Here is a 25,727-nt window from a genome sequence, read left to right on the forward strand (position 1 = left end):
CAGAAAGTCCACCCCGCCGAGATCGGCGCCGGCGGCTCAACGCCGTTGAGCTGCCGGTAGAGCGCGTGGTACTCGACGAGCTCCTTGGCGACCTCGGGCCACGGCTTCTGCGGAATGATGAGGATGCCTACGCCCAATTCCGCCATGATCTTCACCGATTCGGGCGACACGGCCGCCGCGTAGGTGCGGCCGCGGAAGCTCTTGAAGGGCGCGGGGCGGATGTCGGCGCGCGGCTGGCTGACGAACTGCCCGTCGAACTCGCAGTAGCCCTTCTCGAGGCCTTCGAGCAGCATCCGCGCGTATTCCACGAAGCGCTCGCGACTCTCGCCCATGGGCACGCGCAATCCCTCGAACTCGACCTTGCCCGCGCCGCGCCCCAGCCCCAGGATCATCCGGCCGCCCGATATATTATCGAGCATCGATATTTGTTCCGCGACGCGCATCGGGTCGTGCCACGGCAGCACCACCACCATGGAGCCCAGCACGACGCGCGTCGTCCGCCCCGCCATGTACGTCAGGAACTGCAGCACGTCGGGGCACATGGTGTAGTCGGTGAAGTGGTGCTCGACGCTCCAGAGAGAGTCGAAGCCGAGCGGCTCGCAGAGATCGGCGAGCCGGAGCTCGTCACGGTAGACGTCGAAGTCGCTGCGGGCCCTGCCGGGGTTCTGAAAGACGGCGGCCATGCCGACGCGCATGCGGGTTCCCTCCTTGGGAGACGAGGCGTGCGCCTCGGCCCGCCAATCTTGCCTCACGACGCGGCCTCGCGCAAGGCGTGCCGGGGCCGAGAGGGACTGACGGGCGAAGCTGACGAAGGATCCGCAGGAATCTGGGAGCTGCGTCTGAGGCGCCATTTCGGGCAGCGCGCCAGGTGCAAGAATGCATTGACAATGCATGTGCAGTACGATTACGCTCCCTGGAGAGTTCCTAGTGGAAATCGTCGAGATCCTCTGGTCGGATGCTGACATCGAGCACATCGCCCGGCATGGAGTAAGCCCAGACGAGGTTGAAGAGGTAGTTGCGCTCAGGCCGGTTTGGCGTCGAGGGCGTCAGCATCCAGTGACAGGGCGTAAGAGCTTATATGCACTGGGCCAGACGGAGGCCGGCCGGTATCTATTTGTGGTGCTTTCCCCCCGCGGGGGAAGCCGTGCGCGCTGCATCACGGCGAGGGATATGGACTCTGCGACGCGAGCATTTTACATGCGCCATAGGAGGTAAGGCATGCCTCGGCCAAAGACACTGAAAAAGAAGATCCCCGCATTCCGGACAGACAACGAGGAGCGAATGTTCTGGGAGAAGGCTTCTCCCGGAGAATACATTCATCAGACGAGAGCGACCAAAGTGCGCGTATCGCCACAGTTTCGTCAGCAGGTCAAGGAGAGGAAACTGAATCTTACGCTGCGCATGGAGCCATCAAGAGTGCGAGCGCTAAAAGCTGCAGCTCATTATCATGGAATCCCCTATCAAACTCTGATGAGGATGTGGATCGTCGAGCGTCTCCGAAAGGAGCCGGTAGGTTAGGATGCGACGATGTGACAGTTCTGCAAGGCCGCGGCTCAGGATTTGACACGATCAAGCCGTTGCCATAGTCTTGCGCGCATCCCAGTGGGAATAACTGTGGAGGCTCTGCAATGAAGCATCGCGATGTGTACCGGACCGAGCTCACGCCGGTGAGCTTTCTCGAGCGCAACGCCTACGTCTTCCCGGACAAGACGGCCGTCATCCACGGCAGTCGGCACTACACGTACCGGCAGTTCGCGGAGCGCGTGAACCGGCTCGCCTCGGCGCTCCGGAAGGCCGGCATGACGAAGGGCGACCGGGTGGCGTTCATCTGCCCGAACATTCCGGCCATGCTCGAGGCGCACTATGGGGTCCCGCTGGCGGGCGGCATCCTGGTCGCGATCAACATCCGGCTCTCCTCCGACGAGATCGGCTACATCCTCAAGCACTCGGGGTCGAAGTTCCTGTTCGTGGACGCCGAGTTCGAGCCCGCGATCAAGCCCCTGGACCTCTCCGGCCTCAAGGTGGTCCGCGTGGACGACACGGGTGCCGGCGGCGACCCCTACGAGGACTTCCTCGCCACAGGCGCGCCCGGCGCCGTCGAGCCCGTGCTCGAGGACGAAGAGGAGACGATCTCGATCAACTACACCTCGGGCACGACGGGCCGCCCGAAGGGCGTCATGTACTCGCACCGCGGCGCCTGGGTCAACGCGATGGGCGAGATCGTCGAGGCGGGGATGAACTTCGAGACGAAGTACCTCTGGACGCTGCCCATGTTCCACTGTAACGGCTGGTGCTTCACGTGGGCGGTGACGGCGGTCGCGGGAACGCACGTCTGCTTGAGACGCGTCGAGTCCACGCGCATCTGGGAGCTGCTCGAGTCCGAGGGCATCACGCACTACTGCGGCGCGCCCACGGTCCAGATCGGCGTGGTCAACGACCTCAAGGCCCACCGCCTCGCGCGCCCGGTCACCGTCACCGTCGCCGGCGCGCCGCCCTCGCCGACCCTCCTCGGCAAGTTGAAGGAGCTGAACTTCCGCCCGGTGCACGTCTACGGCCTGACCGAGACGTACGGCCCGCACACGGTCTGCGCCTGGCACACGGAGTGGGACAGCCTGCCCGCCGAGAAGCAGGCGGCGCTGGCCGCGCGGCAGGGGCAGGGCTACGCGATCTTCGACCTGGTCCGCGTGGTGGACGAGGAGATGAACGACGTGCCGCGGGACGGCGAGACGCTGGGTGAGGTGGTGATGGTCGGCAACAACTGCGCCAAGGGCTACTTCGAGCAGCCGGAGGCGACGGCGGAGGCCTTCCGCGGCGGTTGGTTCCACTCGGGCGACATCGGGGTCTGGCACCCCGACGGCTACATCGAGCTGCGCGACCGGAAGAAAGACATCATCATCTCGGGCGGCGAGAATATCTCGACCATTGAAGTCGAGCAGTGCGTGGCGAAGCACCCGGCCGTGATGGAGTGCGCCGTGGTCGCGATCCCCGACGAAAAGTGGGGCGAGCGGCCCAAGGCTTTCGTCACGCTCAAGCCGGGCCAGCAGGCGACCGAGAAGGACATCATCGAGTTCTGCAAGCAGCACATCGCGCACTTCAAGGCGCCGGCGGCGATCGAGTTCGGGGACCTGCCGAAGACCTCGACCGGCAAGGTCCAGAAGTTCGTCCTGCGCGACAAGGAGTGGAAGGGCAGGGAGAAGCGGATTAACTAGCAGCCCGGGGGGTCGTCAGGCTGGGTGCTGCGCGAGCCACCGCGTCCGCAGCCGAAGCGACACGATCACCAGCAGCACTCCGAAGCAGAGCGCGGACGCGCCCACCAGCATCCCAAGGGCCAGGAGCCCGGCCCACGGCAGCAGGATCATCATCACGCCGAACGCGGCTGTCAGCACGCCGTTGATGATCAGCACCAGCTCGTCCCGCATGTCGCGGCGGAGCCGTATGGCGGCGAAGATGTGGAGGATGCCGCTCACGAAGACGAAGCCGCTCACGACGTAGAGCCAGAGGCGGGCGGCCGCGTCGGGGCGCAGCAGGGCGACGAGCCCGACGGCGACGGCGATCACGCCCTCGGTGACGAGCGGCCAGGAGCGCTCCTGGTTTTCCTCGGCCCGCACGCCGGCGACGATGGCGAGGATGCCGCTCAGGAGCACGGCCACGCCGAACCCCAACACGAGGGTGGGCAGCGCGATCTCGGGCCGTGTCAGCGCGAAGAGCCCGAAGAGAATAGCCAGGACGCCCCGAGCCGCCAGGGCCTTCCAGTTCCGCGCCAGCCCGCTGTACATGGCGGCATTCTATCAGCGTCGCGCCTCCGCGCGTGTAAGATACGGGAGCCGCGCGGCCGGAGACGGGGCCCGCAACCACGAGGAGGAGACGATCCGTGCGCTACTGGGATGACATCAAGGAAGGCGAGGTCGTCGAGCTGGGAAGTCGGACGCTCGACAAGGAGCGCATGGTCGCATTCGCCCGCGAGTTCGACCCGCAGCCCTTCCACACCGACGAGAAGGCGGCCGAGGCGAGCATCTGGGGCGGGCTCATCGCGAGCGGCTGGCTGACCGGCAGCGTGCTGATGCGCCTCTTCTACGACGGGTTCCTCAAGGACACGGCGAGCATGGGCTCTCCGGGGATCGACGAGCTGCGCTGGCTCAAGCCCGTGCGCCCCGGCGACACGCTGACCGGGCGACTCACTGTGCTGGAGACCGCGGCGTCGCGCAGCAAGCCCGACCGCGGCATCGTCCGCTCGCTGATGGAGGTGCTGAACCAGCACGGCGAGGTCGTCATGACCACCAAAGGAGTGAACTTCTTTAAGCGGCGTCCGGCAAGCGGCTAGCCGACTGACCGAGCGCCGCAGGCCGGCGAGAAGGGTCCAGATGCGAGGCGGCGCCCCGCCGTTCGAGGTGAGCGACGGCCCGGGCCGTCGCGAGACGAGGGCTGAGTTGATTCCGCACGCGAGGCGTAGTCTCTCTACGTTGAGCGTGCGGCCGAGGGCGCCAACGAAGCAGATGGGCCCTTATCGGCGGCCGGCTAGGGCATCCCCACCCGGCCGACGGCGGGAAGCTTGATAGCGGGACGCTTTACGTCGAGGCCGAAGATGAGGCCGAGCACGTTGACCTCGATCCCTTCGTCCCAGGCGGCCATGACGCCCAGCAGGCCCAGCGCCGAGAGCTGGAGGCCCGTGCCGCTCGGGGCCATACCGATGGGAGCGCCGTCTGGGAGATAGTCCTTGCCGATGGCCGTCGGCGGCAGGTTCAGCCTCAGCTCCGGTACCTCGCGCGCGACGAAGGCGGTGAAGGTGTTGCTGTTGGGGCCTGGCCAGGTCCGGTACGACGCGGCGTAGGGATAGGCGGCGACCGCGGCCTGGACCTTCTCGATGATCGCGTCCACGTCGGGGCCGCGGAGATCCACCAGGAGATCGGGCCGGCTGCCGAACCAGTGGTTGTCCGGTCCGGTGCGGTTGACGCGCAGGGCCGGCGCGCCTCGGCTCACGCCCCAGCCCATCACCTCGTAGCGCGTGTAGGAGGCGGCGCCGCTCTGCTTGACGGCGATCCAGGTGTGCACGGCCAGGAGGCCGCGCCAGCCGACGGCGCGCGCGGCGTAGACCTGCACCACAGCCTCGGGCGTGGTCGCCGGATCGGGTGCCTGGCCCGACGGCTCGCGTGAGAGCTGCCACCAGTTGCCGCGTGTCCGCTCGAGCGTGGAGCAGCCGGACCCCGTCGCGACCCAGGTCGCGAGAGCGCAGGCGAGCACGACAAGGCGGCATGCGCGCGCGGTCATAGGCGCACAGCATACCCCGCGACGGGGTGCCGGGGCGAGAAGCCGGGCTCGCTTAGATGAGCGGGACGGGGTAGCGGAAGGGTGCCCAGCCGATGCCGTCGACGGGCTTCGGCGTGTAGGCGGCGACCTTGCGTGACGAGGCCTTCGCCGCCGGCTTCCGGGCCGACGCCTTCTTCGCTACCGGCTTCTTCGCTGCGGGCTTCTTCGCGGCCTTCTTCTTCGCTGACTTCTTCTTTGCCATGGGCGGGAGTCTACACCAGCGCTGTCCGCGGAGCAATCGCCGCGGCGCCCCCCGCCCGGCAAGGGCCAGCTTGCCGGCGCGCGGCAGCCGCTTGATCGTGGCCTCGCGCCGGAGGGCGGCGGGGCGGTCCCGATGCCGCTCGCTCCACCTCAGCCTGACGGGCAGCCGGCTCCGTGTATACTTCGACGCGACCCCGCGGGCGTGCTGGCCGAGGCGGCGGGGCAGGTCGTTCGAGATACCGGTGTACAACGTGCCGTCGGCGCACTCGAGGAGGTAGCAGACCCATGCCATCAGGCGCCAGTATGCCCGAGCTCGACGCGGGGCAGGTGCATTACGAGTGGAACAATGCCATCGCGCCCCGGCTCGAGATCGAGCCCGGCGACACGGTGATCTTCCAGACGCGAGACGCCGCCGATGGTTTCTACTCGCGGGCGTCCACCCACGCCGACGTGCTCAACCGCGGGCCCTTCCGCGGGCATCCCTTGACGGGCCCGGTGCGCGTCCGCGGCGCCGAGCCCGGCGACGTGCTGGTGGTCGAGATCCTCGACGTGAAGCCCGCCGCCGACTTCGGCTGGACGGCGATCCGTCCCGGGCGCGGGCTCCTGCCCGAGTCGGATTTCTCGAAGCCGTTTCTCCAGATCTGGGATCTCGCCGACGGCACGCACGCGCGCATGGACCGTCGCGTCGCCGTGCCCATCGAGGCGTTCCCCGGCGTCATGGGCACGGCGCTCGACGAGCCCGGCGGGCACAGCACCATGCCGCCCAGGGAGAACGGCGGCAACATGGACATCAAGCAGCTCACGCGCGGCGCGACGCTCTACCTGCCGGTCTGGATGCCGGGCGCGCTCTTCAGCGTGGGCGACGGGCACGCCGCGCAGGGCGATGGCGAGGCGTGCGTCACCGCCGTCGAGATGCGCGTGCAGGCAACGCTCCGTTTCGGCCTCGAGAAGGGCCGCCGCCTCGAGGAGCCCCAGCTCCGCACGACGCGCCCCCTCGCCGCGGGGACCAACACCGCGCCCTGGTTCGCGACGACGGCCCACGGACCGGATCTTTTCGCGGCCGCGCAGCGGGCCATTCGCCACATGATCGACCACCTGGTCAGGGAGCGCGGTTTCTCCAGGGAGGAGGCCTACATCGTGTGCAGCGTGGCGGCCGATCTCAAGATCAGCGAGATCGTGGACGCGCCCAACTGGATCGTCTCGGCCTTCATGCCGGAGAGCATCTTCCCCTGATTTCACGGGGTTGTGACAATCCGGCCGGACCCGCCCGTACACTACAGTCGGGAGAGTGACGAGAGCGCCTATGTCGAGCCGAATGAGCCTGCCTTTGGTGGTCCACGAGCCCGGCGCCGGGCACGCGCCGGTCGTGCCCTTCCTCCGCCTCTCGGCGCTCTGGATCCAGATCACCGGCACCTGGTGCAACCTCGAGTGCACCCACTGCATCAACGCCTCCGGCCCCGACGAACCATGGCTCAAGCCCATCGCGCCCGAGGTCGCGCGCGCGGCCATGCGGGAGGCCGACGAGCTCGGCGTCAAGGAGATCTACTTCACGGGCGGCGAGCCTTTTCTCCACGGCGAGATTCTGGCGCTCCTGGCAGACGCGCTCGTGGTGGCGCCGACGACGGTCCTCACCAACGGCACGCTCATCGACGAGGCCATGGCCGACCGGCTCGCCGCGCTGGCCCGGGCCGCCGCCTACTCGCTCGAGATCCGCGTGAGCCTCGACGACACCGACCCGGAGAAGAACGACAGGGTCCGCGGAGCCGGCGCCTTCAACAAGGCCGTGCGCGCCATCCAGCTCCTGCACGAGCGCGGACTCCTGCCCATCGTGACCGCCACCGAGATCACGAGCCACGAGCACGCGGGCGGGCGGGGGATGTACGAGCGCTTCCGCGGGTTCCTCGCGGGCTTGGGCATCGAGAAGCCGCGCGTGAAGATCCTGCCGGTCTTCGCTCTCGGGCGCCTGAGCCGCGAGGGCGGGCGCCGTCTCACCGAGGAGGACCTCGAGGGCTTCGAGCGCGGGACGCTCCAGTGCTCGGAATCCCGCGTGGTCGCCGACGGCGGCGTCTATGCCTGCCCCATCCTGGCGGGCCTGCCCGGCGCGAAGCTCTCGGACGGCGGCCTCGAGGCGTCGTTCCGCGACGCCCCGCTCTACCATCCTTCCTGTGTCACCTGTCACGAGACGGGGATGACGTGCAAGAACGGGTAGTCGAGTACCGGCGCGTCGCGGTCTTCGGCGGCGTCTACAACAACGCCCAGGCGCTTCGCGCGACACTCGAAGACGCGCGACGGCGCGACGTCGAAGCGGTGTTCTGCCTCGGAGACATGGGCGGCTTCGGGCCTCATCCCGACCGCGTGTTCCCCTTGCTTAAGGACCACGGCGTTCTCGCGATCCAGGGCAACTACGACGAGTCGCTGGCGCAGGGCAAGACCGACTGCGGCTGCGGCTATACCGATCCGCGCGACAATCACTTCGCGCGCATCAGCTACGAGTACACGTTCGCCAACACCTCGACTGAAAACAAGGCGTGGCTCGGCGCGCTGCCGGGAGGCCGGCGGATCCGCCTTGGAGCCCACCGGGTGCTCATGTGCCACGGGTCTCCGAGGGTCATCAACGAGTTCCTCTGGGAATCGGCGACGCCGACGGGCCTTCTCAAGCGCTTCCTCGGTCAGGCGGAGGCCGACGTGCTCGCCTGCACGCATACCGGCATCAAGTGGCATCGCGAGCTGCCCGAGGGAAAGCACGCCGTCAACGTGGGCGTGATCGGGCGACCGGAGAACGACGGCTCGAGTAACGTCTGGTACACGGTGCTGACCGCCGGGCCCGACCTCTCGGTCGAGTTCATCCCCGTGCACTACGACTTCGAGACGCTGGCCCGCCAGATCGAGCAAGAGGGCCTGCCGCCCGAGTTCGCCGAGACCGTGCGTTCCGGCTGGTGGACCACCTGCCTCGAGAACCTCCCGTCAAAAGAACGCTCGCGCGGCAAGTTCTGAGGCGGCTCTGCAGATGGCGGTAGACGTGCTTCCCAACGATGCCCACAACGCCCTACTGGTGGCGAATGTCCACCCGCCAGACTGGCGCCAGCCCAACCCGGCGCCGCGCTACAACCTGGTCGTCATCGGCGGCGGCACCGCCGGGCTGGTGACGGCGGCGGGCGCGGCCGGCCTCGGCGCGCGCGTGGCGCTCATCGAGCGGCACCTCCTGGGCGGCGACTGCCTCAACGTCGGCTGCGTGCCTTCGAAGTGCGTCATCCGTTCCTCGCGGGTGGTCGGCGATATCCGTGCGGCCGGGGCGCTCGGCGTAAGGGTAAACGGAGCCGTCGAGCCAGACTTCGGCGCGGTGATGAAACGCATGCGCGGCATCCGCGCGCGGATCAGCCGCCACGACTCCGCCGAGCGCTTCAACGGGCTCGGCGTCGACGTCTTCCTCGGCGACGGTCGCTTCACCGGGCCCGACACCGTCGAGGTCAACGGCACGGCTCTCCGGTTCAAGAAGGCGGTCATCGCGACGGGCGCCCGCGCGCATCATCCAATGGTCCCGGGGCTCGACGAGGCGGGCTTCCTCACCAACGAGACCGTGTTCGAGCTGACGGAGTGCCCGCGACGCCTGGCCGTCATCGGCGCCGGGCCCATCGGCTGCGAGCTGGCGCAGGCCTTCAGGCGCTTGGGCTCCGAAGTAACGCTGTTTCACACCGGAGGTCACATCCTGAACCGGGAGGACGCTGACGCCGCCGGGATCGTCCAGCGCGCCTTCGTCGACGAGGGCATCCACCTCGCCCTCGACGCCAGGCTCACGCGCGTCGAACGGAGCGCGGACGGCAAGGTGCTTCACTGCGACACGCCGCGCGGGCCCCTGCGGGTCGTGGTCGACGAGATCCTGGTGGGCGCCGGCCGCGTGCCCAACGTGGACGGCCTCGGCCTCGAAGCCGTGGGCGTCGCCTACGACCGGAAGGCCGGCGTCACGGTCAACGACCGACTGCAGACCTCGAACCCACGGATCTATGCCGCGGGTGACATCTGCATGAGCGAGAAGTTCACCCACGCCGCCGACTTCGCGGCGCGGGTCGTGATCCAGAACGCGCTCTTCCTCGGGCGCAAGACGCTGTCGGCGCTGACCATCCCGTGGTGCACCTACACGGACCCGGAGATTGCTCACGTGGGTCTCTACGAGCGTGACGCGGAGACGCGCGGCATTCCGATCGACACGTACCTCCGGCCGTTTTCCGAGGTGGATCGCGCCCTCGCCGACGGCGAGGAAGACGGCTTCGTGAAGGTGCACGTGCGGAAGGGCGGCGACAAGATCGTCGGCGCCACCATCGTGGCCCGGCACGCGGGCGAGATGATCAACGAGCTGACCCTCGCCATGACGGCCGGCGTCGGGCTCGGGCGTCTCGCCTCCGTCATCCACCCGTACCCGACGCAGGCCGAGGCCATCCGCCAGGTCGGCGACATGTTCAACCGCACGCGGCTCACGCCCAAGGTCAAGAGGCTCTTCGCCGCGTGGCTAAGGTGGACGCGATGAGGCGCGGCTGGGTCCGTCCGGTTCTCGCCCTGCTGCTGGTCGCGGCCGGCATCGTCGCGGCGCGCTCGCTCGGACTGGGCGACCTGCTCCGGCTCGAGAACGTCGCCCGGCTCAAGCAGTGGATCGAGAGCTACGGCGCGCTGGCGCCCGCCGTCTTCATCGCGGGGTACATCCTCGCCACGGTCTTCTTCTTTCCCGGGCTGCCCATCACGGTGCTGGGCGGCGTCGCATTCGGGCCGCTGTGGGGCACGCTCTACGTCTGGATCGGGGCCACGATCGGCGCGGGGCTGGCCTTCCTCGTTGCGCGCTATGCCGTGCGCAGCACGGTGGAGCGCTGGGTCCAGGCGAGCCCGCGCATCGCCAAGATGGACGGGCAGGTGGCCGTGCACGGCTGGCGCATCGTGATGCTGACGCGGCTCGTCCCGATCTTCCCGTTCAATCTCCAGAACTATGCCTACGGCATCACGCGCATCGGCTTCTGGCCCTACCTCATCACCTCGTCCATCTGCATCCTGCCGGCCACGGCGGCCTTCACCTTCGCGGGCGGCGCGCTTAGCGACGGGCGCGGCGACGTCAAGCGGACGCTGGCCTACCTCGCGATCGCGGGCGTGCTGCTGGTGCTGATCTCCCTGATCCCGCGCTGGCTCCAGCGCCGGAGCAAGCTGGCGGGCGATCTCTTGAAAGCCGCGGCCATCGCGGCTCTCCTTGGCTTCGCGCTGCCCGTTGACGCCGCCGGTGACGACGCCTATGCGAGGCTGCTGCGGGCACACGTGAGACCCGGGGTCGTCAGCGGCATCAAGCTCGCGCTCGTGGACTACCGGGCCGTCAAGGCCGATCCCGCCTACGCCCAGGCGCTCAGCGCGCTGGCCGAGTCTCGGCCGGACGCTCTCGCGAGCGACGCCGAGCGCATCGCCTTCTGGGTCAACGCCTACAACCTCGCCGCGATCAAGGCCGTGCTCGACCAGTACCCGACGGAGAGCATCAGGGACGGCGGCAGCCTGCTGTCATCCATCTGGAAGAAGAAGGTCGCCACTGTCGCGCGAACGGTCTATTCCCTCGACGACATCGAGCACGGCATCCTGCGCAAGGCGTTCAAGGAGCCACGCGTGCACTTCGCCATCGTCTGCGCATCGCTGTCGTGCCCCGATCTCCGCGCTGAGCCCTACGAAGCGGCGCGGCTCGACGCCCAGCTCGACCAGCAGGCGGCCGCGTTCCTGTCGAATACGACCAAGGGGCTAGAGCCCGGCGCCGACGGCAAGACGGCTCGCGCATCGTCCATCTTCAAGTGGTTCGCCGGGGACTTCGCGGCCTCGGGAGGCGTGGCGGCCTTCATCCGCGCCAGGTCGAGCCCGGACGTCGCTGCCCGGCTCGGCGCGCTCACCGATGCGGGCCTGTCCTACCTCGACTACGACTGGAGCCTCAACGACACTGCGCGGAGCTCGTGAGGCTCCGGCGCCGGCGCGCCTTCTGATCAGCATCGTCATCCCCGCCCTCAACGAGGCGCCCAACCTCGAACGTCTGCTACCCGATCTCATGGCGCGCTTCCCCGGCGCCGAGATTGTCCTGGTGGATGGCGGCAGCACGGACGCGACCGCCGCCATCACGGCGCGCTTTCCAGAGATCAGCCTGCTCGCGAGCCCCCGCGGGCGCGCGCGCCAGATGAACGCGGGGGCGCGCGCGGCGCGCGGCGACGTCCTGCTCTTCCTCCACGCCGACACGCTCCTGCCCGACGGCGCGCTCGCCGCCGTGGAAGCCGCGGTCGGCGATCCCGGCGTCGTCGCGGGGCGCTTCGACATCCACTTCGACAACCCGCGGCCCGTGTTCCGGATGATCGCCTGGTTCATGAACCAGCGCTCCCGCTGGAGCGGAATCTCGACGGGCGACCAGGCCATCTTCGTCTGTCGTGAGCCTTTTGACGCCTTGGGCGGTTATCCGGACATGCCGCTGATGGAAGACGTCGAGCTCTGCCGGCGCCTCAAGCGCCGTGGGCAGCTGGCCGCCCTGCGGCTCAGCGTGACGACGTCGGCCCGGAAGTGGGAGCGGGACGGCGCCGTCAGGACCATCCTCCTCATGTGGGCCCTCCGCTTCCTCTACATGGTCGGGGTGCCGCCGGCTCGGCTCCACCGCTGGTACTATTGGCAGTAGCCCCGCCCGCGTGGGTAGAATGTCTCCATACCCACGCTATTAAAGGAGGCAGAAAGGAGTCCCCACGATGAAACCCGCAATCGGACTGTCCGACGCCAGCCGGAACGGCGTTCTCAAGCTCTTGGCGCCGCTTCTGGCTGACGAGTACGTGCTCTACACCAAGACCCGCAACTACCACTGGAACGTGGTGGGCCCGCAGTTCAACGACCTGCACAAGTTCTTCCAGGCGCAGTACGAGGAGCTCGACGACTTCGTGGACGATGTGGCCGAGCGCATGCGTCAGCTCGGCGGCAAGTCACCCGGCACGCTGGCCGAGTTCACGAAGGCCGCGCGCCTCAAGGAGCGCCCCGGCCAGCGTCCCAATGCGCGCGCCATGCTGACCGCGCTGCTTGCCGACCACGAGGCGGTCATCATGACGCTGCGCGCCGATCTCGCGACCGCCATGGACAAGTTCGGCGACGCCGGCACCAGCGACTTCCTCACGGGCCTGATGGAGAAGCACGAGAAGATGGCCTGGATGCTCCGGGCCTTCTTGGAAGCCTAGCGGGATCCTTCCACAACCGCGGGGCAGGGCGGCGACGAGCCGTCCTGCCCCTTTGTTATCCTTATTTCGCGTCGGGTAGGCCGGCCGCTTTGCGTATCTTGGCGAGCTGTCCCGTGTGGTCGTTCCAGTGGTACTCGAAGAGAGCGCCGACGAAAGTCGGAATGTCGACCTCGTCGGTGCCCATGATCTCCTTGAAGATCGGGATGCGCGACTTGCGGCTGAGTTCTGCCTCGCTGAGCCCGTCGAGATAGGCCATCACCTCGCGCCGCTGGGCGTCGAGGGCGTCCGCGAACTGTTTAAGGGTCATGGTTTTGCGGTCGCCGCTTGCGTCCGTGTCGCCCGGCTTGATGTCGATCACTGGCAGGTTCTTCTCGGCGAAGGTCTTGAGCAGCGGCACGGGCTTCCAGCCGGGCTCGAAGAGCATGTGGCTGAGGACCTCGCGGGTGGTCCACTGTCCCGGGGCGTCGCTCTTGTCGAGGTAGGGCTCCATGCCCTGGAGCTGCGCTCTCAGCTGCGCCCACGCCTTGTCGCTGCGGGCGCGCAGATCGTTCACCTTCGCGTGTGCCATGGCTCGGATCCTCCTATGCGTGATTCTACCGCACTATTGGATCACCTCATCCGCCCGCAGCAGGAGTGAGTGCGGGATCGTCAGGCCGAGCGCCTTCGCGGTCTTGAGGTTGATCACCAGCTCGAACTTCGTGGGCTGCTCGACGGGGAGGTCGGCGGGCTTGGCGCCCTTGAGGATCTTGTCGACGTAGACGGCGGCACCGCGGAACATGTCGCGGAAGTCAGCGCCATAACTGACCAAGCCTCCTGCTTCCGCATACTCACGGTTACCGCCGATAGTCGGCAGCCGATGCTTCATGGCCAGTTCGGCGAGTCGCTTGCGGTGGGAGAAGAGCATCGGACTCGGGACGATGCTGAGCGCTCCGGCGCGACCCCGGACCACGGTGGCGAACGCCGCCTCGATCTCGGCGGGGCTGCGCACGGGGACGCTGTGTATGGTGAAACCCGCCGTCTTGGCTGCGGCTTCGGTCCCGTCCACGGCGAGACGGGAGTTCAGGTTCCTCTCCTCCCAAAGGATCGCGATGCGGGCCGCGCGTGGCGCCACGATCCTTAGGAGCTCGAGTCGTTTGGCAGCCAGCTCGCTGTTGATGGTGGTCATCCCCGTGACGTTACCGCCCGGCTGCCTGAGACTCGCAACGAGCCCGACCGCCACCGGATCCGCGCCGGTGGCCATCACGATCGGGATGGTCGCGGTCGCCCGCTTCGCCGCAAGCGCGGAGGGCGACGCTGCCGTGACGATAAGGTCCACCTTGAGCCCGACGAGCTCGGCAGCAAGCTTCGAGAGTCGGTCGTTGTCATCCTGCGCCCAGCGCGGCTCAAAGGTAACGTTCTGTCCCTCCACGTAGCCGAGCTCGCGCATCCGTTGGCGGAACACAATCCACCAGGCCTGCCGGGCAGCATCGGGCGCGCTGTACTCGAGCAAACCGATCCGATACACCCGCCCGGCCTGTTGCGCCTCGGCGGCCCGCGGCGCGGCGAGAAGGCCGACGGCCATCAGCGCCATGAATCTTCTGCGCTCAATCACTTGGGTCGGGACCATGCACGAGCCCTCCTTACAGGCTCGGCGGGAGTGTAGCAGACTCGCTGGTGGGAGGCGGCGTCCCGCGCCGACCTTACTCGCCGAGGAACCAGCGGCGCTTCATCTTCGGCCCGTAGGTGAGCCCGAAGCGCTCCATGCCGACGGTGCGGACGTGGGCCGCCGCCTCCTCGGGCGAGTCCGTCACGAAGAAGTCCACGTCGTCGGGGCCAATGGTGCCCTCCTTGATCAGCGTGCCGCGCATGAAATCCAGCAGCGGCTTCCAAAACTCCACGCCCATGAGCACCAGCGGGAAGTGGCTGATCTTGCCCGTCTGGATGAGCGTCGCCGCCTCCGTCATCTCGTCGAGCGTCCCGAAGCCGCCGGGCATCGCGATGAACGCGTAGGAGTACTTCACGAGCATGACCTTGCGCACGAAGAAGTGGCGGAACGTCACCCACCGGTCGAGGTAGGCATTGGGTTTCTGCTCCTTGGGCAGCTCGATGTTGCACCCGATGGAGCGGCCGCCCGCCTCCTTGGCGCCGCGATTGGCCGCCTCCATGATGCCGGGGCCGCCGCCCGTCATCACGGTGAAGCCGTCTCGCGCGAGCAGGGCACCCACGCGCCTCGCCAGCTCGTAATAGCGGTGCGTCTCGGGAAAGCGCGCCGAGCCGAAGACGGTGACGCAGGGACCGACGAAGTGCAGCGCCCGGAAGCCGCGGATGAACTCGACGAAGATCCCGAGCGCCCACAGGAGCTCGCGGAGCCGCGACTGGGGGCCCGCGAGAAACCGCCGGTCGTCGGGATTGGCGGAGTCCTTGCCCCACCGGCGCCGCCACCGCGCGCGCAGCTCCATGTCGCCCGTCACGGCAGGTCTCCTTCGGATCCGACGCCCAGCGCCACGGCGGAGGGCGCCCACGGGGCCCACCGCCTGAGCGTTTCGGGCGGAAAGAGGATGACGCTCGGTGTCCCCACGCTTGCGGCAAGGTGGCTCACGCCCGAGTCGCTGCCGAGATAGGCCTGGGCCAGAGCCAGCGCGCCCGCCAGCTCCGTCAGCGTGGGCTCGAGGAAGCGGTGCGCAGGGATGCTGAGCGCGGCGAGGAGGGCGTCCACCGCGGCGGCGTCGGCCGGGCCCTGGTGCACCACGACCTCGAACCCGGTGCCTGCCACCATGCGCTCGAGCGCTTGCGCGAAGCGCGCGGTCGGCGCCTGCTTCCAGCGCGCGCCGGCGCCTGGGTGCGCGATGAGGAGCGGGCGGCTTTCGTCCACGCCGAGCGCCATGAGCGCGGTGCGCGCCGCGATACGCCACCGCTCGGTGGTCGCAAGCGGATGAAGGTCGGACGGACGCGCGACGTCCCACGGGCCCAGCGTCTCGACGAGGTGCTCCCAGACGGTCAGCGGAGACTCGTCGTCGGGCACCGGCGGCGCGACGATCGCTTTGGGGACGAGGGCGCCAAGGCGCTCGACGTAATCGGGCTCGCGGGCGCCGAACCACGAGACGACGCGCCGGAAGCGCGAGAGCCGCGACGTCAAACGCTCGGGTGCCGGTCCGTCGGCGAAGAGCGCTTCGAGGCCGAAGGTGTCGAACGGTGTCGCCCCGAGCACGAGGCCCGCGCCCTGGAGCAGCTCGCCCAATCGTGGCTGGCCGGCGAAGGTCAGCCGGTGGCCGAGGCGCCCGAGCGCTTCGAGCGCCGGCACCGCCTGGAGGACGTCGCCGAGCGCGCCCGGGTGAATCACGAGGGTATCGATGGGCTCGTGAGCCATGGCGCCCCATTATCCCCGAATTAGTGGGCCCCGGGCCTCGACTCCTAAGATCTTGCCGAGGACGGGGCCACTCTAGAAATTACAATCCCATCTGTCTAGCGAATAGGGGAGTAGACCATGAATAGATACGTCATCGGATTGGCAATCCTTGACCCCCAGAGAGCCCCCGGCTAAGATTGGCCCACTCGTCCCTCATAGTAAACCGACCCGGCTCCCCCAATTTGAGGCCCCCCGGCATGCGGTGTCCCCGTTGCAAGCACGAGAACCCCGCCAGCCTGAAATTCTGCGGGGAATGTGGGGCACGCCTTGCAGCTGTCTGCCCTGCCTGCGGGGCGTCGAATGCTCCCACGCAGAAGTTCTGTGGGGAGTGCGGGGTCCCGTTGAGCGTACCGGGAGCGAAATTCGATACCCCTAACGCCTACACCCCGCTCCACCTCGCCGAGCGTATCCTCACCTCAAAGGCCGCGCTCGAAGGCGAACGCAAGCAAGTCACAGTCCTCTTCGCCGACCTCAAGGGATCGATGGAACTGCTCGCCGACCGCGACCCCGAGGATGCGCGCAGGCTCCTCGATCCAGTCCTCGAGCGCATGATGGAAGCGGTCCACCGCTACGAAGGGACCGTCAACCAGGTGATGGGCGACGGCATCATGGCGCTCTTTGGGGCGCCCATCGCCCATGAAGATCACGCCGTGCGGGCCTGCTATGCCGCGTTGGCGATGCAGGAGACGATCCGTCGCTACACTGAAGAGATTCTCCGCACACACGGGATCACGCTGCAGATACGGGTTGGTCTCAACTCGGGTGAGGTCTTGGTTCGCACCATCGGTAACGACCTGCATATGGACTACTCTGCCGTCGGCCAGACCGTGCACCTCGCCGCCCGCATGGAACAGCTCGCGCCTCCAGGCAGCATTTGGCAGACAGCCGAGACGCTCCGCCTGGTAGACGGACTGGTGCAGGTCACCTCCCGGGGTTTGGTTCCTATCAAGGGACTGCCGGGCCCGATGGAGGTCTTTGAGCTGACCGGTGCCAGTGCCAATCGGGGACGCCTGCAAGCTGCCGTGGCCCGTGGGCTCACGCGCTTCGTTGGACGGCAGACCGAGACGGAGGCTCTCCGCCAAGCTCTGGAACGGGCCAGCGCCGGTCACGGTCAGGTGGTCGCGGTGGTGGGAGAGCCAGGGGTGGGGAAGACGCGACTTTTCTACGAGTTTATCCATTCCCATCGGACCCAGGGCTGGCTCGCTCTCGAGGCCACGTCCATGTCCTACGGGCAGGCCACAACTTATCTCCCTATCATCGACCTTCTCAAAGTCTACTTCCGCATCGAAGAGGGGGACGATCGGCGACGCATCCGTGAAAAGGTCACCGGCAAGCTGCTCACCCTCGATGAGGCTCTTAGGCCGACTCTACCAGCCTTCCTCTCGCTTCTGGAGGTACCGGTCGAAGATGGTGCATGGGAGCATCTCGACGCTCTGCATCGCCGTCAGCACTCCCTGGACGCCGTGAAGCGCCTACTGTTGCGCGAGAGCCAGGTCCAACCTCTCATCCTGGTCTTCGAGAACCTGCATTGGATCGATTCTGAGACCCAGGCTTTGCTCGACCGCCTGGTTGAGAGCCTCCCAACCGCTCGGCTACTGCTTCTCGTCAACTACCGCCCCGAGTACCAGCATAATTGGGGGAGCAAAACCTATTACATACAGCTGCGGCTCGATCCACTGCCGCCGGAGAATGCCGGGGAACTTCTTCAAGACCTCCTGGGGGAGGACGCCAGCCTCGAAGCGCTCAAGGGGCGCTTGATTGAGTGGACGGAGGGCAATCCGTTCTTTCTGGAGGAGACCCTCCAGACTCTTGTCGAGACCCACGCGTTGGTTGGGGCGCGGGGAGCCTATCGGCTGGTCAAACCCCTTGGGACTATTCAGGTGCCAGCGACCGTCCAGGCAGTTCTCGCGGCTCGGATCGACCGCCTCCCACTTGAGGAGAAGCACCTCCTTCAGACCGCAGCCGTGATTGGCAAGGATGTCCCCTACACGCTTCTACAAACCATCGTCGCGCTGCCAGAAACGGCGCTCCACCGTGGCCTGGATCACCTACAGGCGGCGGAGTTCCTCTATGAGACGAGCCTCTTCCCAGAGATCGAATACACCTTCAAGCATGCCCTCACCCAGCAGGTAGCCTATGGAAGTCTCCTGCACGAGCGGCAGCGTGTGCTGCACCGGCGCGCGGGAGAAGAACTCGAGAGACTTTCCCAGACGCAACCTGAGGAGCCGTACGAGAAGTTAGCGTACCACTACAGCCGCAGTGATCAGACGGGGAAGGCGGTGGAGTATCTCGTCAAGGCGGGGCACAAGGCGACCCATCGGTATGCCAATCGCGAGGCGCTCGACCACTTTCAAAAAGCCCTGGAGCTGATCCCGACAGGTGAGGCATATGATCGCGTTCTGGAATCCTGCGCGGAACTACTCCTAGGGCTGTTCCGTGGCAAAGAAGCCGCCAGCGCCTACGAGCAGTTGCTTGTGAGCGCCAGGCAATGTGGCAACCGCACGCAGGAGCTCACGTCGCTGCTAGGGCTTGCCCAAGCCTATTACATTGTCACCTTCGATGAACCGGACTTTGGCGCACAATCACTTGAACTCGGGAAGCAGGCGTACGTCCTGGCTCGTCAACTGGATGACAAGCGAAGCATGGTGCGGATCCTGCTTCGTCGGGTTCTCTATTTGTTAGATTTCGACCCTGACTCTAGGGACGACACTGCGGCCAGTTGCGCAGAGGCATCGGCGCTCAGTCTAGAGATCGGCGATGAAGACTTGATCATCGATAGCTCCTACGTCAGAGTCGTTCACAGCTCCTTGAGATCAGGCCCGACCGCTGAGATCGAGCAGCAAGGAGAGGAACTCCTTAAGCGCCTTGAGATGCGACATGATCTGCTCAGACTCAAGGAGCAGTATTTTCGACTCATGCAGCTCCATCGTTCCCGAGGCAATTTTGCACGGTGTATCGAGTGCTGCGATGCGGGGATACGTCTCGCTGCAGACATCGGAGCCCTCCCCGTGATGTACCCGACCGAGAAAGCCTACGCCCTACTCTATCTTGGGCGCTACGACGAGGCATGGGCTTCTCTGCAAAGAGAGATTGCCGACGAGGCGCATCAATTTGCACGGATGATAAAGGATTTGTGCACTGGTAGATACTTCCTGGAGATCATGGCCTATGAGAAGGCATCCGCCGTGCTCGAGCCCGCGCTCGATCAGGCGAGCCGTCTCCAACGCTGGCGGTTTGCACTGGGCGCTCGCTTGCTGTTGGCGGCATCTATTATTCGCGCCGGACACCTCGAGCCCACGACTCTCAGCCGACTGACGCAAGATCTGCTGAGTATACTTGAAGGTCCGTCAGCAGAACCGAGCCAGAAAGTCACGGCAGCGCAGGTGATGGCAGAACTGCTTCTCTCCGAGGGAAGACTGGACGAGGCACTTCGCCGGGCAGAAGCTTCAGCCCGGCACGCCGACCAGATCGGCTTCAAACCCGCGTATGTGTCCGCGCTCGCACTTCAGTTGTGCATTCTGTTGCGTCTTAACAGACCCACGGACGTCGTCGTGCTGGCCGATAGCGTGCTGGCTGTCGCCGAAGCGATGTCCTATCGCCCGATGCTCTGGCGCATTCGGGCGGCAAAGGCGCAGGCACTGGCTACGCTCGGGAATGGAACAGGAGCAGCAGAAGAGTCCCACGCAGCCGCTGCGGTGATCCGCGAGTTATCAGAGACTATCCCGGATGAGGAACTCAAGAGAGGGTTTCTCGCGCGCGCTTCAATCATGACTGGGACACATGACGACGCTGCATCAGAGCGAGGTTGACGGTAGAGGGAGCCAGAAGGAGTCAGCGATGAAACTTCGGTCAGGAATGCCGGGAGAAGTCGGGATGTCGGCGCAACGACTCCAAGGTGTCGTCCATGCAGCGGACAGTTGGGTGGCGCAAGGTATCACACCAGCGCTCGTGCTGCTTGTGGCGCGACGTGGGGTCATCGTTCTGCACGAGGCTTTTGGCCGCTTGACGCCCGACGACGATGCCCCTCCCGTCAAGCGCGACACGATCTATCCCGTGGCGTCCCTCACCAAACCGATCACAGCAACGGCGGCCATGGTGCTGGTGGAAGACGGTCTCCTTGGCCTGCAACGACAAGTTTCAGACTACATTCCCGAGTTTGTTGCCGAAGGGAAGGAGGCAGTGATGGTGCATCACTTGCTCACGCACACTTCAGGACTCAGAGATGAAGATGTCGTGGCGCATGTGACAAAGAAGAGGGGTCTCGTAGCCATCCCTCCCCCGGAAAAGACGCAACACCCCTGGATCCATGAGCGCCTGTATCTCAGCTTTGATGCGCCTCTGTGGAAGCCCCCCGGCGTGGAGATGTCCTACAGCAACCATAATTACGCCTTGCTGGGGGAAATCGTTCGGCGAGTCAGTGGACAGTCGCTAGCAGACTTTGCGAGAGAAAGGATCTTTGAGCCGCTGCGCATGGAGGACACGTTCTACATCGTGCCGAATGCCGTGAGGACCAGGATTGTCAAACGCGCATTGGATGCGCCGTTCGCCGTTGGAGTCGTCGGTCCGGGACTCGGCACGCGAGAACATCAGGAGCTGCCTCTGGCCGCCGGGGGTGTCTATTCGACCGTGATGGACATGGCGATATTCGGCCAGATGTTCCTCAATCGTGGGTGCTACGGGGATGTGAGAATTCTCAGCCCGGCAGCGGTAGCCGAGATGACGCGCAATCAGATCCCGGGTATCAGTTCGCAGATCCCTGGTGAGTTCTTCCCTGAAGCCTCATGGGGATTTGGCTGGAGTATCCATGGGAATAAAAAAGCGCTGAGATATGGATCGCTGCATTCCCAGCAAACCTTTTCCCATCATGGCGCAGGAGGCGTCCAGTTCTGGGTTGATCCAGTGTACGAGATCGTGGGGCTCTATTTCTCGGTTGCGCTCGAGCTCATCGACGATCTCCGCACCAAAGAGTGCCACGACCTATTCATGAACGCGGTGACCGCGGCGGCGGTCGATGGCTAGGGAGGGGATAGGACTTTCAAGCACGCCGCGACAGTGAGTAGCAGCGAAGACGGGCTTATTGCGCGGGGCGGGTGGGTAACAGGCTGGCGCTACCACGCTGCTACCAGAACACCCCCCACCAGGACGATCTGGGAAGACATCCAGCTAATTCGGATCGCTTTGGGTCCCTGAGTACGTGGTTCGGGTCAGTTCGTAAACAGCTTGACTAATCACAGAGCCTGCGGCATCGTTCGGTCTCCACCGTATGCCTGACGCCAATCCGCCTCTCGTCGCCGTCATCATGGGCAGCAAGTCCGACTGGGAGACCATGCGCCACACCGACCTGCTGCTGACGCAGCTCGGCGTGCCGCACGAGTGCAAAGTCATGTCCGCCCACCGCACCCCCGGCTTGACCGCCGAGTACGCCGCCAAGGCCGAGGCCCGCGGTATCGAGGTCATCATCGCGGCAGCCGGCGGAGCCGCCCACCTGGCGGGCGTCGTGGCGGCCCACACCGTCCTGCCCGTCTTGGGCGTGCCCATGGAGAGCCGGGCGCTCAAGGGCATCGACTCCCTCCTGTCCACGGTGCAGATGCCCGGCGGCATTCCCGTGGGCACGATGGCCATCGGCAAGGCGGGCGCCATCAACGCGGCGCTCTTCGCCGCGGCCATCCTCGCCAACCACCGGCCTCTACTCAGGAAGAAGCTCCACGCCTTCCGCAAGAAGCAGGCGCGAAAGGTCAAGCAGGAAACCCTTCCGTAAGGAGCCAGCATGCGCTTCGCCATTTTCTCCAGCATGGGCAATACCACCTGGGACGACGTGGTCGCGCTCTGGCGCCACGCGGAGCAGACGGGCTGGGACGCGGCGTGCGTCACCGACCACTTCATGCCGAACACCCCCGACCGGGTCGGCGACATGCTCGAGAGCTGGACGACGCTCACGGCGCTGGCCGCGCTCACCAAGCGGATGCGGGTCGGGACCATCGTCTCGGGCAATACCTACCGCCATCCCGCGGTGCTCGCCAAGATGGCCGCTAACGTGGACATCATCTCGGGTGGCCGGCTCATTTGCGGCATGGGCGCCGGCTGGCAGGAGAACGAGCACACCGCCTACGGCATGCCGTTCTACACGGTGGGCGAGCGGTTGAAGCGCCTGGATGAAGCCTGCCAGGTCCTGAACATGCTCTGGACTCAGGAGCGCTCGACCTTCAAGGGCAAGTACTACCAGCTCGACGACGCGCCGCTCATGCCCAAGCCCGTCCAGAAGCCGCGCCCCGAGCTGATGATCGGCGGCGGCGGCGAGAAGGTGACCCTCAAGATCGTCGCGCGCTGGGCCGACCACTGGAATGTCTGGGGCGGCCCGGAGACGCTCGCGAAGAAGGGAAAGATCCTCGACGGGTACTGCGCGGCCATCGGGCGCGATCCCAAGACCATCCTGCGCTCGGCCGTCATGGTGCCCGTGCTCAGCGAGGACCGCGCCGAGATCGACAAGGTCCAGCAGATCTTCATGAAGCGCATGGCACGCGACGAGGCCTCGGCCAAGGACACCTTGCTCGCGGGCAGCGTCGCCCAGATCCAGGACAAGCTCGGCAAGCTTCGCGAGTCCGGCGTCGGCCTGCTCTTCATCCCGACCATGTTCCTGCCGAAGGACCAGCTCAAGCCGCTCGACGCCCTCATCGAGAAAGTCGCCCCCGCTCTCCGCAAGGCGTAGGCGTGAAGGGCTTCGCCGACTTCGAGCAGTACGACGCCCTCGGCCTGGCGGATCAGGTCAAGCGCGGCAAGGTCTCGCCCACCGAGCTGCTCGAGGCCGCCATCGAGCGCGTCGAGGCCCGCAACGGCGCGGTCAACGCCGTGACCATGAAGCTCTACGACTACGGGCGCAAGGCCATCGCCGACGGCCTGCCCGACGGCCCGTTCACCGGCGTGCCGTTTCTCCTCAAGGACCTGACGGCTTCGCTGGCGGGCGTCAAGATGACGCGCGGCTCGAAGTTCTTCGCCGACACGCCGCCGCCCACGGCCGACAGCGAGCACGTCAAGCGTCTCAAGCGGACGGGCCTGGTCATCTTCGGCCGCACCAATACCTGCGAGCTCGGGCTGTCGCTGACCTGCGAACCGCAGCTCTACGGCCCGACCAAGAGCCCGTGGGATGTGTCGCGCATCTCCGGCGGATCGTCCGGCGGCGCGGCGGCGTCAGTCGGCGCGCGCATGCTGCCGATGGCGCACGCCTCCGACGGCTTCGGGTCCATCCGGGCCCCCGCGGCCTGCTGCGGCATCGTCGGGCTCAAGCCCACGCGCGGGCGCAATACCTTCGCTCCCTATACGGGCGAGGGGCTGGGCGGCTGCTCGACCGAGCACGCGGTGACGCTCACGGTGCGCGACACCGCGGCGCTCCTCGACGCGACGGCCGGCGCGGGGCCCGGCGATCCCTATGTCGCGCCGCCTGTGTCGCGTCCCTTTCTAGTAGAGGTCGAGGCGGAGCGCAGGCCGCTGCGCATTGCCTACACGACCGCGGCGCCCAACGGCGCTCCCGTGGATACCGAGTATCTGAAAGCCCTCGCCGAGACCGTCGTGCTCTGCAAGGACCTGGGCCACAAGGTCCAGGAAGCCGATCCCGAGATCGACCGCGCCGCCGTGGTCCCGACCTTCCTGACGCTGGCCGCCGCCAACATGGTGGTGGCCCTCGCGAGCCATCCGACGGCGGGGCGCCCGGCGCGCAAGGGCGAAGTCGAGAACGTCACGTGGGGCACGGCGCAGAAGGGCGAGCGGATCGCCGCCGCCGACTACGTGCGCGCGACGCAAACGATGCACCGCCTCGGCAGGCAGATGGCGGCCTTCCACGCGGGCTACGACGTGCTGCTGACGCCCGGGCTCGGCACGCTGCCGCCAAAGCTCGGCTGGATCGATATGATGCTGGAGGACGTGGACGAGTACTGGCGGCGCGTGTTCACCTTCTCGCCCTTCACCGTCTGGTTCAACCTCACCGGCCAGCCGGCGCTGATGCTCCCGCTCGGGCGCACGGCCTCGGGCTTCCCTGTGGCGGTGCAGCTGGCGGGGCGCTACGGCGAGGAGGGCACCATCCTCTCGCTGGGCGCCCAGCTCGAGAAAGCGCGCCCCTGGTTCGACCAGAAGCCGCCTATCGCGTGCTGAGCTGGGAGCGGAGGACGATCCCCACGAGAGCGGCGTCCAGGACGGCGTTCAGGGCGAAGCAGAGGACGAGTGGCCAGAGCGGGGTGAGGGTGGCGAGCTTTTCACTGTAGAACCAGACGGGCCAGATCAGGATGCCGACGAGCAGCACCGCCACGTTGATCACGACCAGCGCCGCACCGAACTTCAGCAGCAGAAGCACCGGGGCCTTCGCGCCGCGCCGGCGCCCGAGCCGCCCCAGGACGATTGCGCCCGAGACGCAGACCCCAAGCGGCACCGCTGCGAAGACGGCCGCCATCAGCAGGGCGCCGAAGGCCATAGGCAATCCGGCAAGGAAGAAGATCGTGCGCGCGCCAGGATCGGGGCTGACGAGGGTGCCGTGGACGCTGACCGCGAGCCCGACACCAAGGGTCAGGACGGGATAGGCCGCGGCTGCGGCGACGACTTGAAGCCCTGTTACGACACCGAGGCCGACCGGAACGAGGCGCACGGGTCAGCCCACGATGGCGAAGACCGGGTGCCGCGGCGCCTCGGCGCGGAAGGCGGCCAGGTCCGACTCCGGCCTCACGTCGAAATAGGGGCGGGTGATCGGCACGCGCGTCACGTACCACTTGAGCACGGGCGCGGCCTCCTCCGCCGTGATCTCACGCACCGCGATCGCCTCGGTGCGCCCGCCACGGGAAAGCGTAGCCCGCCCCGCCGCGCGCAGGTTGCGCACCCAGGCGACCTCGCCGTAGGGCGCGACGAGCCAGCGCCGCCCGCCTTCCTCCACGAGCGTGACGGGCGTGGAGCGGGGCGCGCCGCTCCGCCGTCCCGCCACTGTCAGGAGATAGGTCTCGCGGGGACCGAGGCCCAGCCGCAGCAGCACATGCACGAGCCGGTTGACGGCTCGTCGCGCGAGCCCGCGCTGATACTGGAGGGCCACGGGCTACGGCAGGATGCGCTGGTAGAGGACGTGGCGACGGTTCTTGGTGAACGGGCGCACCTGCCCGGGCCAGCGCCCCTGGTCCACCGCGGCGCCCCACCCGGGGCTCGTCAGCACGTCGGGGCTCTCGATCTCGTAGGTCGCGCTGTAGGTCGGCTCGTTCTCCGCGACGATCGTCTTCTTCTCGCCGCCGATGATCATCGTCAGCGTGGTCTTCTTGAGCCTTGCGACGGCGATCACGCCCGGCACCTTGAGTAGCAACGGCACGTGCTCGGTGTCGTAGACCTCGTTAAAGAGCTTCTCCTGCGCGGCCTCGACGTCCATGGAAGCGGTGAAGAGGTAGCGGGTCTGTAGGGCCATCGGTCAGGTCTCCTTATTAAAGGATAGGTGCGGGGCACGGGGGTCAGCGATACGTCTCGGCCGCGTCCACGGGTTCCCAGCCCAGCACGGCGCGCGGATGCTCGAGGTCGCGGTAGCCCCACTTGTTGCGTGAGGTGCCGAAGAAGATGTCGTAGCGGAGCGCTTCCGGCGCCTCCACGCAGCGCTCGATGAGGCGCACGAT

Annotated in this window: 25 protein-coding genes and 1 pseudogene; 15 read left to right on the top strand and 11 right to left on the bottom strand. The window is 66.8% G+C overall.

Annotated elements, in window-relative coordinates:
• On the bottom strand, positions 1-695 hold a 695-nt coding region (locus tag VGV06_04605; GenBank protein HEV2054440.1), incomplete at its 3' end, for an LLM class flavin-dependent oxidoreductase.
• 196 nt (positions 696-891) lie between these two features.
• On the opposite strand from VGV06_04605, the gene VGV06_04610 reads away from it, so the two are divergent.
• Positions 892-1,215 (top strand): BrnT family toxin, encoded by a 324-nt coding sequence (locus VGV06_04610; GenBank protein HEV2054441.1) that lies wholly within the window; start codon positions 892-894, stop codon positions 1,213-1,215.
• 413 nt (positions 1,216-1,628) lie between these two features.
• Positions 1,629-3,209, top strand: a complete 1,581-nt coding sequence (locus VGV06_04615; GenBank protein HEV2054442.1) for an acyl--CoA ligase family protein — start codon at positions 1,629-1,631, stop codon at positions 3,207-3,209.
• A gap of 15 nt (positions 3,210-3,224) precedes the next feature.
• Here the strand turns inward: VGV06_04615 and VGV06_04620 are convergent, their stop codons facing one another.
• Positions 3,225-3,776: an HdeD family acid-resistance protein gene (locus VGV06_04620; protein ID HEV2054443.1), complete on the bottom strand. Its 552-nt coding sequence runs from the start codon at positions 3,774-3,776 to the stop codon at positions 3,225-3,227.
• 95 nt (positions 3,777-3,871) lie between these two features.
• Here VGV06_04620 and VGV06_04625 point away from each other — a divergent pair, with 95 nt between their 5' ends.
• Positions 3,872-4,321 (top strand): MaoC family dehydratase, encoded by a 450-nt coding sequence (locus VGV06_04625; protein HEV2054444.1) that lies wholly within the window; start codon positions 3,872-3,874, stop codon positions 4,319-4,321.
• A gap of 194 nt (positions 4,322-4,515) precedes the next feature.
• On the opposite strand, the gene VGV06_04630 is transcribed toward VGV06_04625, so the two are convergent.
• Both VGV06_04630 and VGV06_04635 read right to left on the bottom strand, forming a co-directional pair.
• Entirely contained in the window at positions 4,516-5,265 is a 750-nt protein-coding gene (locus tag VGV06_04630; protein HEV2054445.1) for a DUF3750 domain-containing protein, read from the bottom strand.
• A gap of 292 nt (positions 5,266-5,557) precedes the next feature.
• Positions 5,558-5,797, bottom strand: a pseudogene (locus VGV06_04635) (GIY-YIG nuclease family protein).
• Here VGV06_04635 and VGV06_04640 point away from each other — a divergent pair.
• The 7 genes from VGV06_04640 (at position 5,791) to VGV06_04670 (ending at position 12,716) form a co-directional block, all read left to right on the top strand.
• Positions 5,791-6,738 carry an acetamidase/formamidase family protein gene (locus tag VGV06_04640; protein HEV2054446.1) on the top strand — a complete coding sequence of 316 codons (948 nt, stop codon included), beginning with the start codon at positions 5,791-5,793 and terminating at the stop codon, positions 6,736-6,738. The pseudogene VGV06_04635 and the gene VGV06_04640 overlap by 7 nt on opposite strands.
• 70 nt (positions 6,739-6,808) lie before the next feature.
• Entirely contained in the window at positions 6,809-7,714 is a 906-nt protein-coding gene (locus VGV06_04645; protein HEV2054447.1) for a radical SAM protein, read from the top strand.
• Positions 7,699-8,499 (top strand): metallophosphoesterase family protein, encoded by an 801-nt coding sequence (locus tag VGV06_04650; GenBank protein HEV2054448.1) that lies wholly within the window; start codon positions 7,699-7,701, stop codon positions 8,497-8,499. The genes VGV06_04645 and VGV06_04650 overlap by 16 nt, the downstream gene beginning before the upstream one ends.
• Before the next feature lie 13 nt (positions 8,500-8,512).
• Positions 8,513-10,027, top strand: coding sequence for a mercuric reductase (locus tag VGV06_04655; protein ID HEV2054449.1), 1,515 nt, complete (start codon positions 8,513-8,515; stop codon positions 10,025-10,027).
• Positions 10,006-11,472, top strand: a complete 1,467-nt coding sequence (locus tag VGV06_04660) for a DUF547 domain-containing protein (protein HEV2054450.1) — start codon at positions 10,006-10,008, stop codon at positions 11,470-11,472. The genes VGV06_04655 and VGV06_04660 overlap by 22 nt, the downstream gene beginning before the upstream one ends.
• A gap of 25 nt (positions 11,473-11,497) precedes the next feature.
• On the top strand, positions 11,498-12,172 hold the full coding sequence (locus VGV06_04665) for a TIGR04283 family arsenosugar biosynthesis glycosyltransferase (GenBank protein HEV2054451.1): 675 nt from the start codon (positions 11,498-11,500) through the stop codon (positions 12,170-12,172).
• Between the two features lie 67 nt (positions 12,173-12,239).
• A complete protein-coding gene (locus VGV06_04670; GenBank protein HEV2054452.1) occupies positions 12,240-12,716 on the top strand; it encodes a DNA starvation/stationary phase protection protein in 477 nt (158 codons plus the stop codon).
• 61 nt (positions 12,717-12,777) lie between these two features.
• Here VGV06_04670 and VGV06_04675 read toward each other — a convergent pair whose 3' ends face one another.
• The 4 genes from VGV06_04675 to VGV06_04690 form a co-directional block, all read right to left on the bottom strand.
• Positions 12,778-13,284 (bottom strand): DinB family protein, encoded by a 507-nt coding sequence (locus VGV06_04675; GenBank protein ID HEV2054453.1) that lies wholly within the window; start codon positions 13,282-13,284, stop codon positions 12,778-12,780.
• Positions 13,285-13,317: 33 nt separating this feature from the next.
• A complete protein-coding gene (locus VGV06_04680) occupies positions 13,318-14,286 on the bottom strand; it encodes an ABC transporter substrate-binding protein (protein HEV2054454.1) in 969 nt (322 codons plus the stop codon).
• Between the two features lie 109 nt (positions 14,287-14,395).
• Entirely contained in the window at positions 14,396-15,166 is a 771-nt protein-coding gene (locus tag VGV06_04685; GenBank protein HEV2054455.1) for a TIGR00730 family Rossman fold protein, read from the bottom strand.
• A complete protein-coding gene (locus VGV06_04690; GenBank protein HEV2054456.1) occupies positions 15,163-16,062 on the bottom strand; it encodes a glycosyltransferase family 9 protein in 900 nt (299 codons plus the stop codon). Before VGV06_04690 ends, VGV06_04685 begins: the two co-directional genes overlap by 4 nt.
• A 380-nt stretch (positions 16,063-16,442) precedes the next feature.
• Between VGV06_04690 and VGV06_04695 the strand changes: the two genes are divergently transcribed.
• From VGV06_04695 to VGV06_04715, 5 genes are all read left to right on the top strand, one after another.
• Positions 16,443-19,910 (top strand): adenylate/guanylate cyclase domain-containing protein, encoded by a 3,468-nt coding sequence (locus tag VGV06_04695; GenBank protein HEV2054457.1) that lies wholly within the window; start codon positions 16,443-16,445, stop codon positions 19,908-19,910.
• A gap of 28 nt (positions 19,911-19,938) precedes the next feature.
• Positions 19,939-21,120 (top strand): serine hydrolase domain-containing protein, encoded by a 1,182-nt coding sequence (locus tag VGV06_04700; protein ID HEV2054458.1) that lies wholly within the window; start codon positions 19,939-19,941, stop codon positions 21,118-21,120.
• 244 nt (positions 21,121-21,364) lie between these two features.
• A complete protein-coding gene (purE, locus tag VGV06_04705) occupies positions 21,365-21,859 on the top strand; it encodes a 5-(carboxyamino)imidazole ribonucleotide mutase (protein HEV2054459.1) in 495 nt (164 codons plus the stop codon).
• Positions 21,860-21,868: 9 nt separating this feature from the next.
• Positions 21,869-22,807, top strand: coding sequence for an LLM class F420-dependent oxidoreductase (locus VGV06_04710; protein ID HEV2054460.1), 939 nt, complete (start codon positions 21,869-21,871; stop codon positions 22,805-22,807).
• A gap of 2 nt (positions 22,808-22,809) precedes the next feature.
• Complete coding sequence (locus VGV06_04715; GenBank protein HEV2054461.1) at positions 22,810-24,243, top strand: amidase; 1,434 nt, start codon at positions 22,810-22,812, stop codon at positions 24,241-24,243.
• Here VGV06_04715 and VGV06_04720 read toward each other — a convergent pair.
• Genes VGV06_04720 through VGV06_04730 form a run of 3 tightly spaced genes read right to left on the bottom strand, consistent with a single transcriptional unit; the run spans position 24,230 to position 25,525 of the window.
• On the bottom strand, positions 24,230-24,730 hold the full coding sequence (locus tag VGV06_04720) for a hypothetical protein (protein ID HEV2054462.1): 501 nt from the start codon (positions 24,728-24,730) through the stop codon (positions 24,230-24,232). The two genes, VGV06_04715 and VGV06_04720, sit on opposite strands and share 14 nt — an antisense overlap.
• Positions 24,731-24,733: 3 nt before the next feature.
• On the bottom strand, positions 24,734-25,165 hold the full coding sequence (locus VGV06_04725) for a nitroreductase family deazaflavin-dependent oxidoreductase (protein ID HEV2054463.1): 432 nt from the start codon (positions 25,163-25,165) through the stop codon (positions 24,734-24,736).
• Positions 25,166-25,168: 3 nt separating this feature from the next.
• Entirely contained in the window at positions 25,169-25,525 is a 357-nt protein-coding gene (locus tag VGV06_04730) for a hypothetical protein (protein ID HEV2054464.1), read from the bottom strand.
• Between the last annotated feature and the right edge of the window lie 202 nt (positions 25,526-25,727).

Source organism: Candidatus Methylomirabilota bacterium (assembly GCA_035936835.1).
GTDB lineage: Bacteria > Methylomirabilota > Methylomirabilia > Rokubacteriales > CSP1-6 > AR37.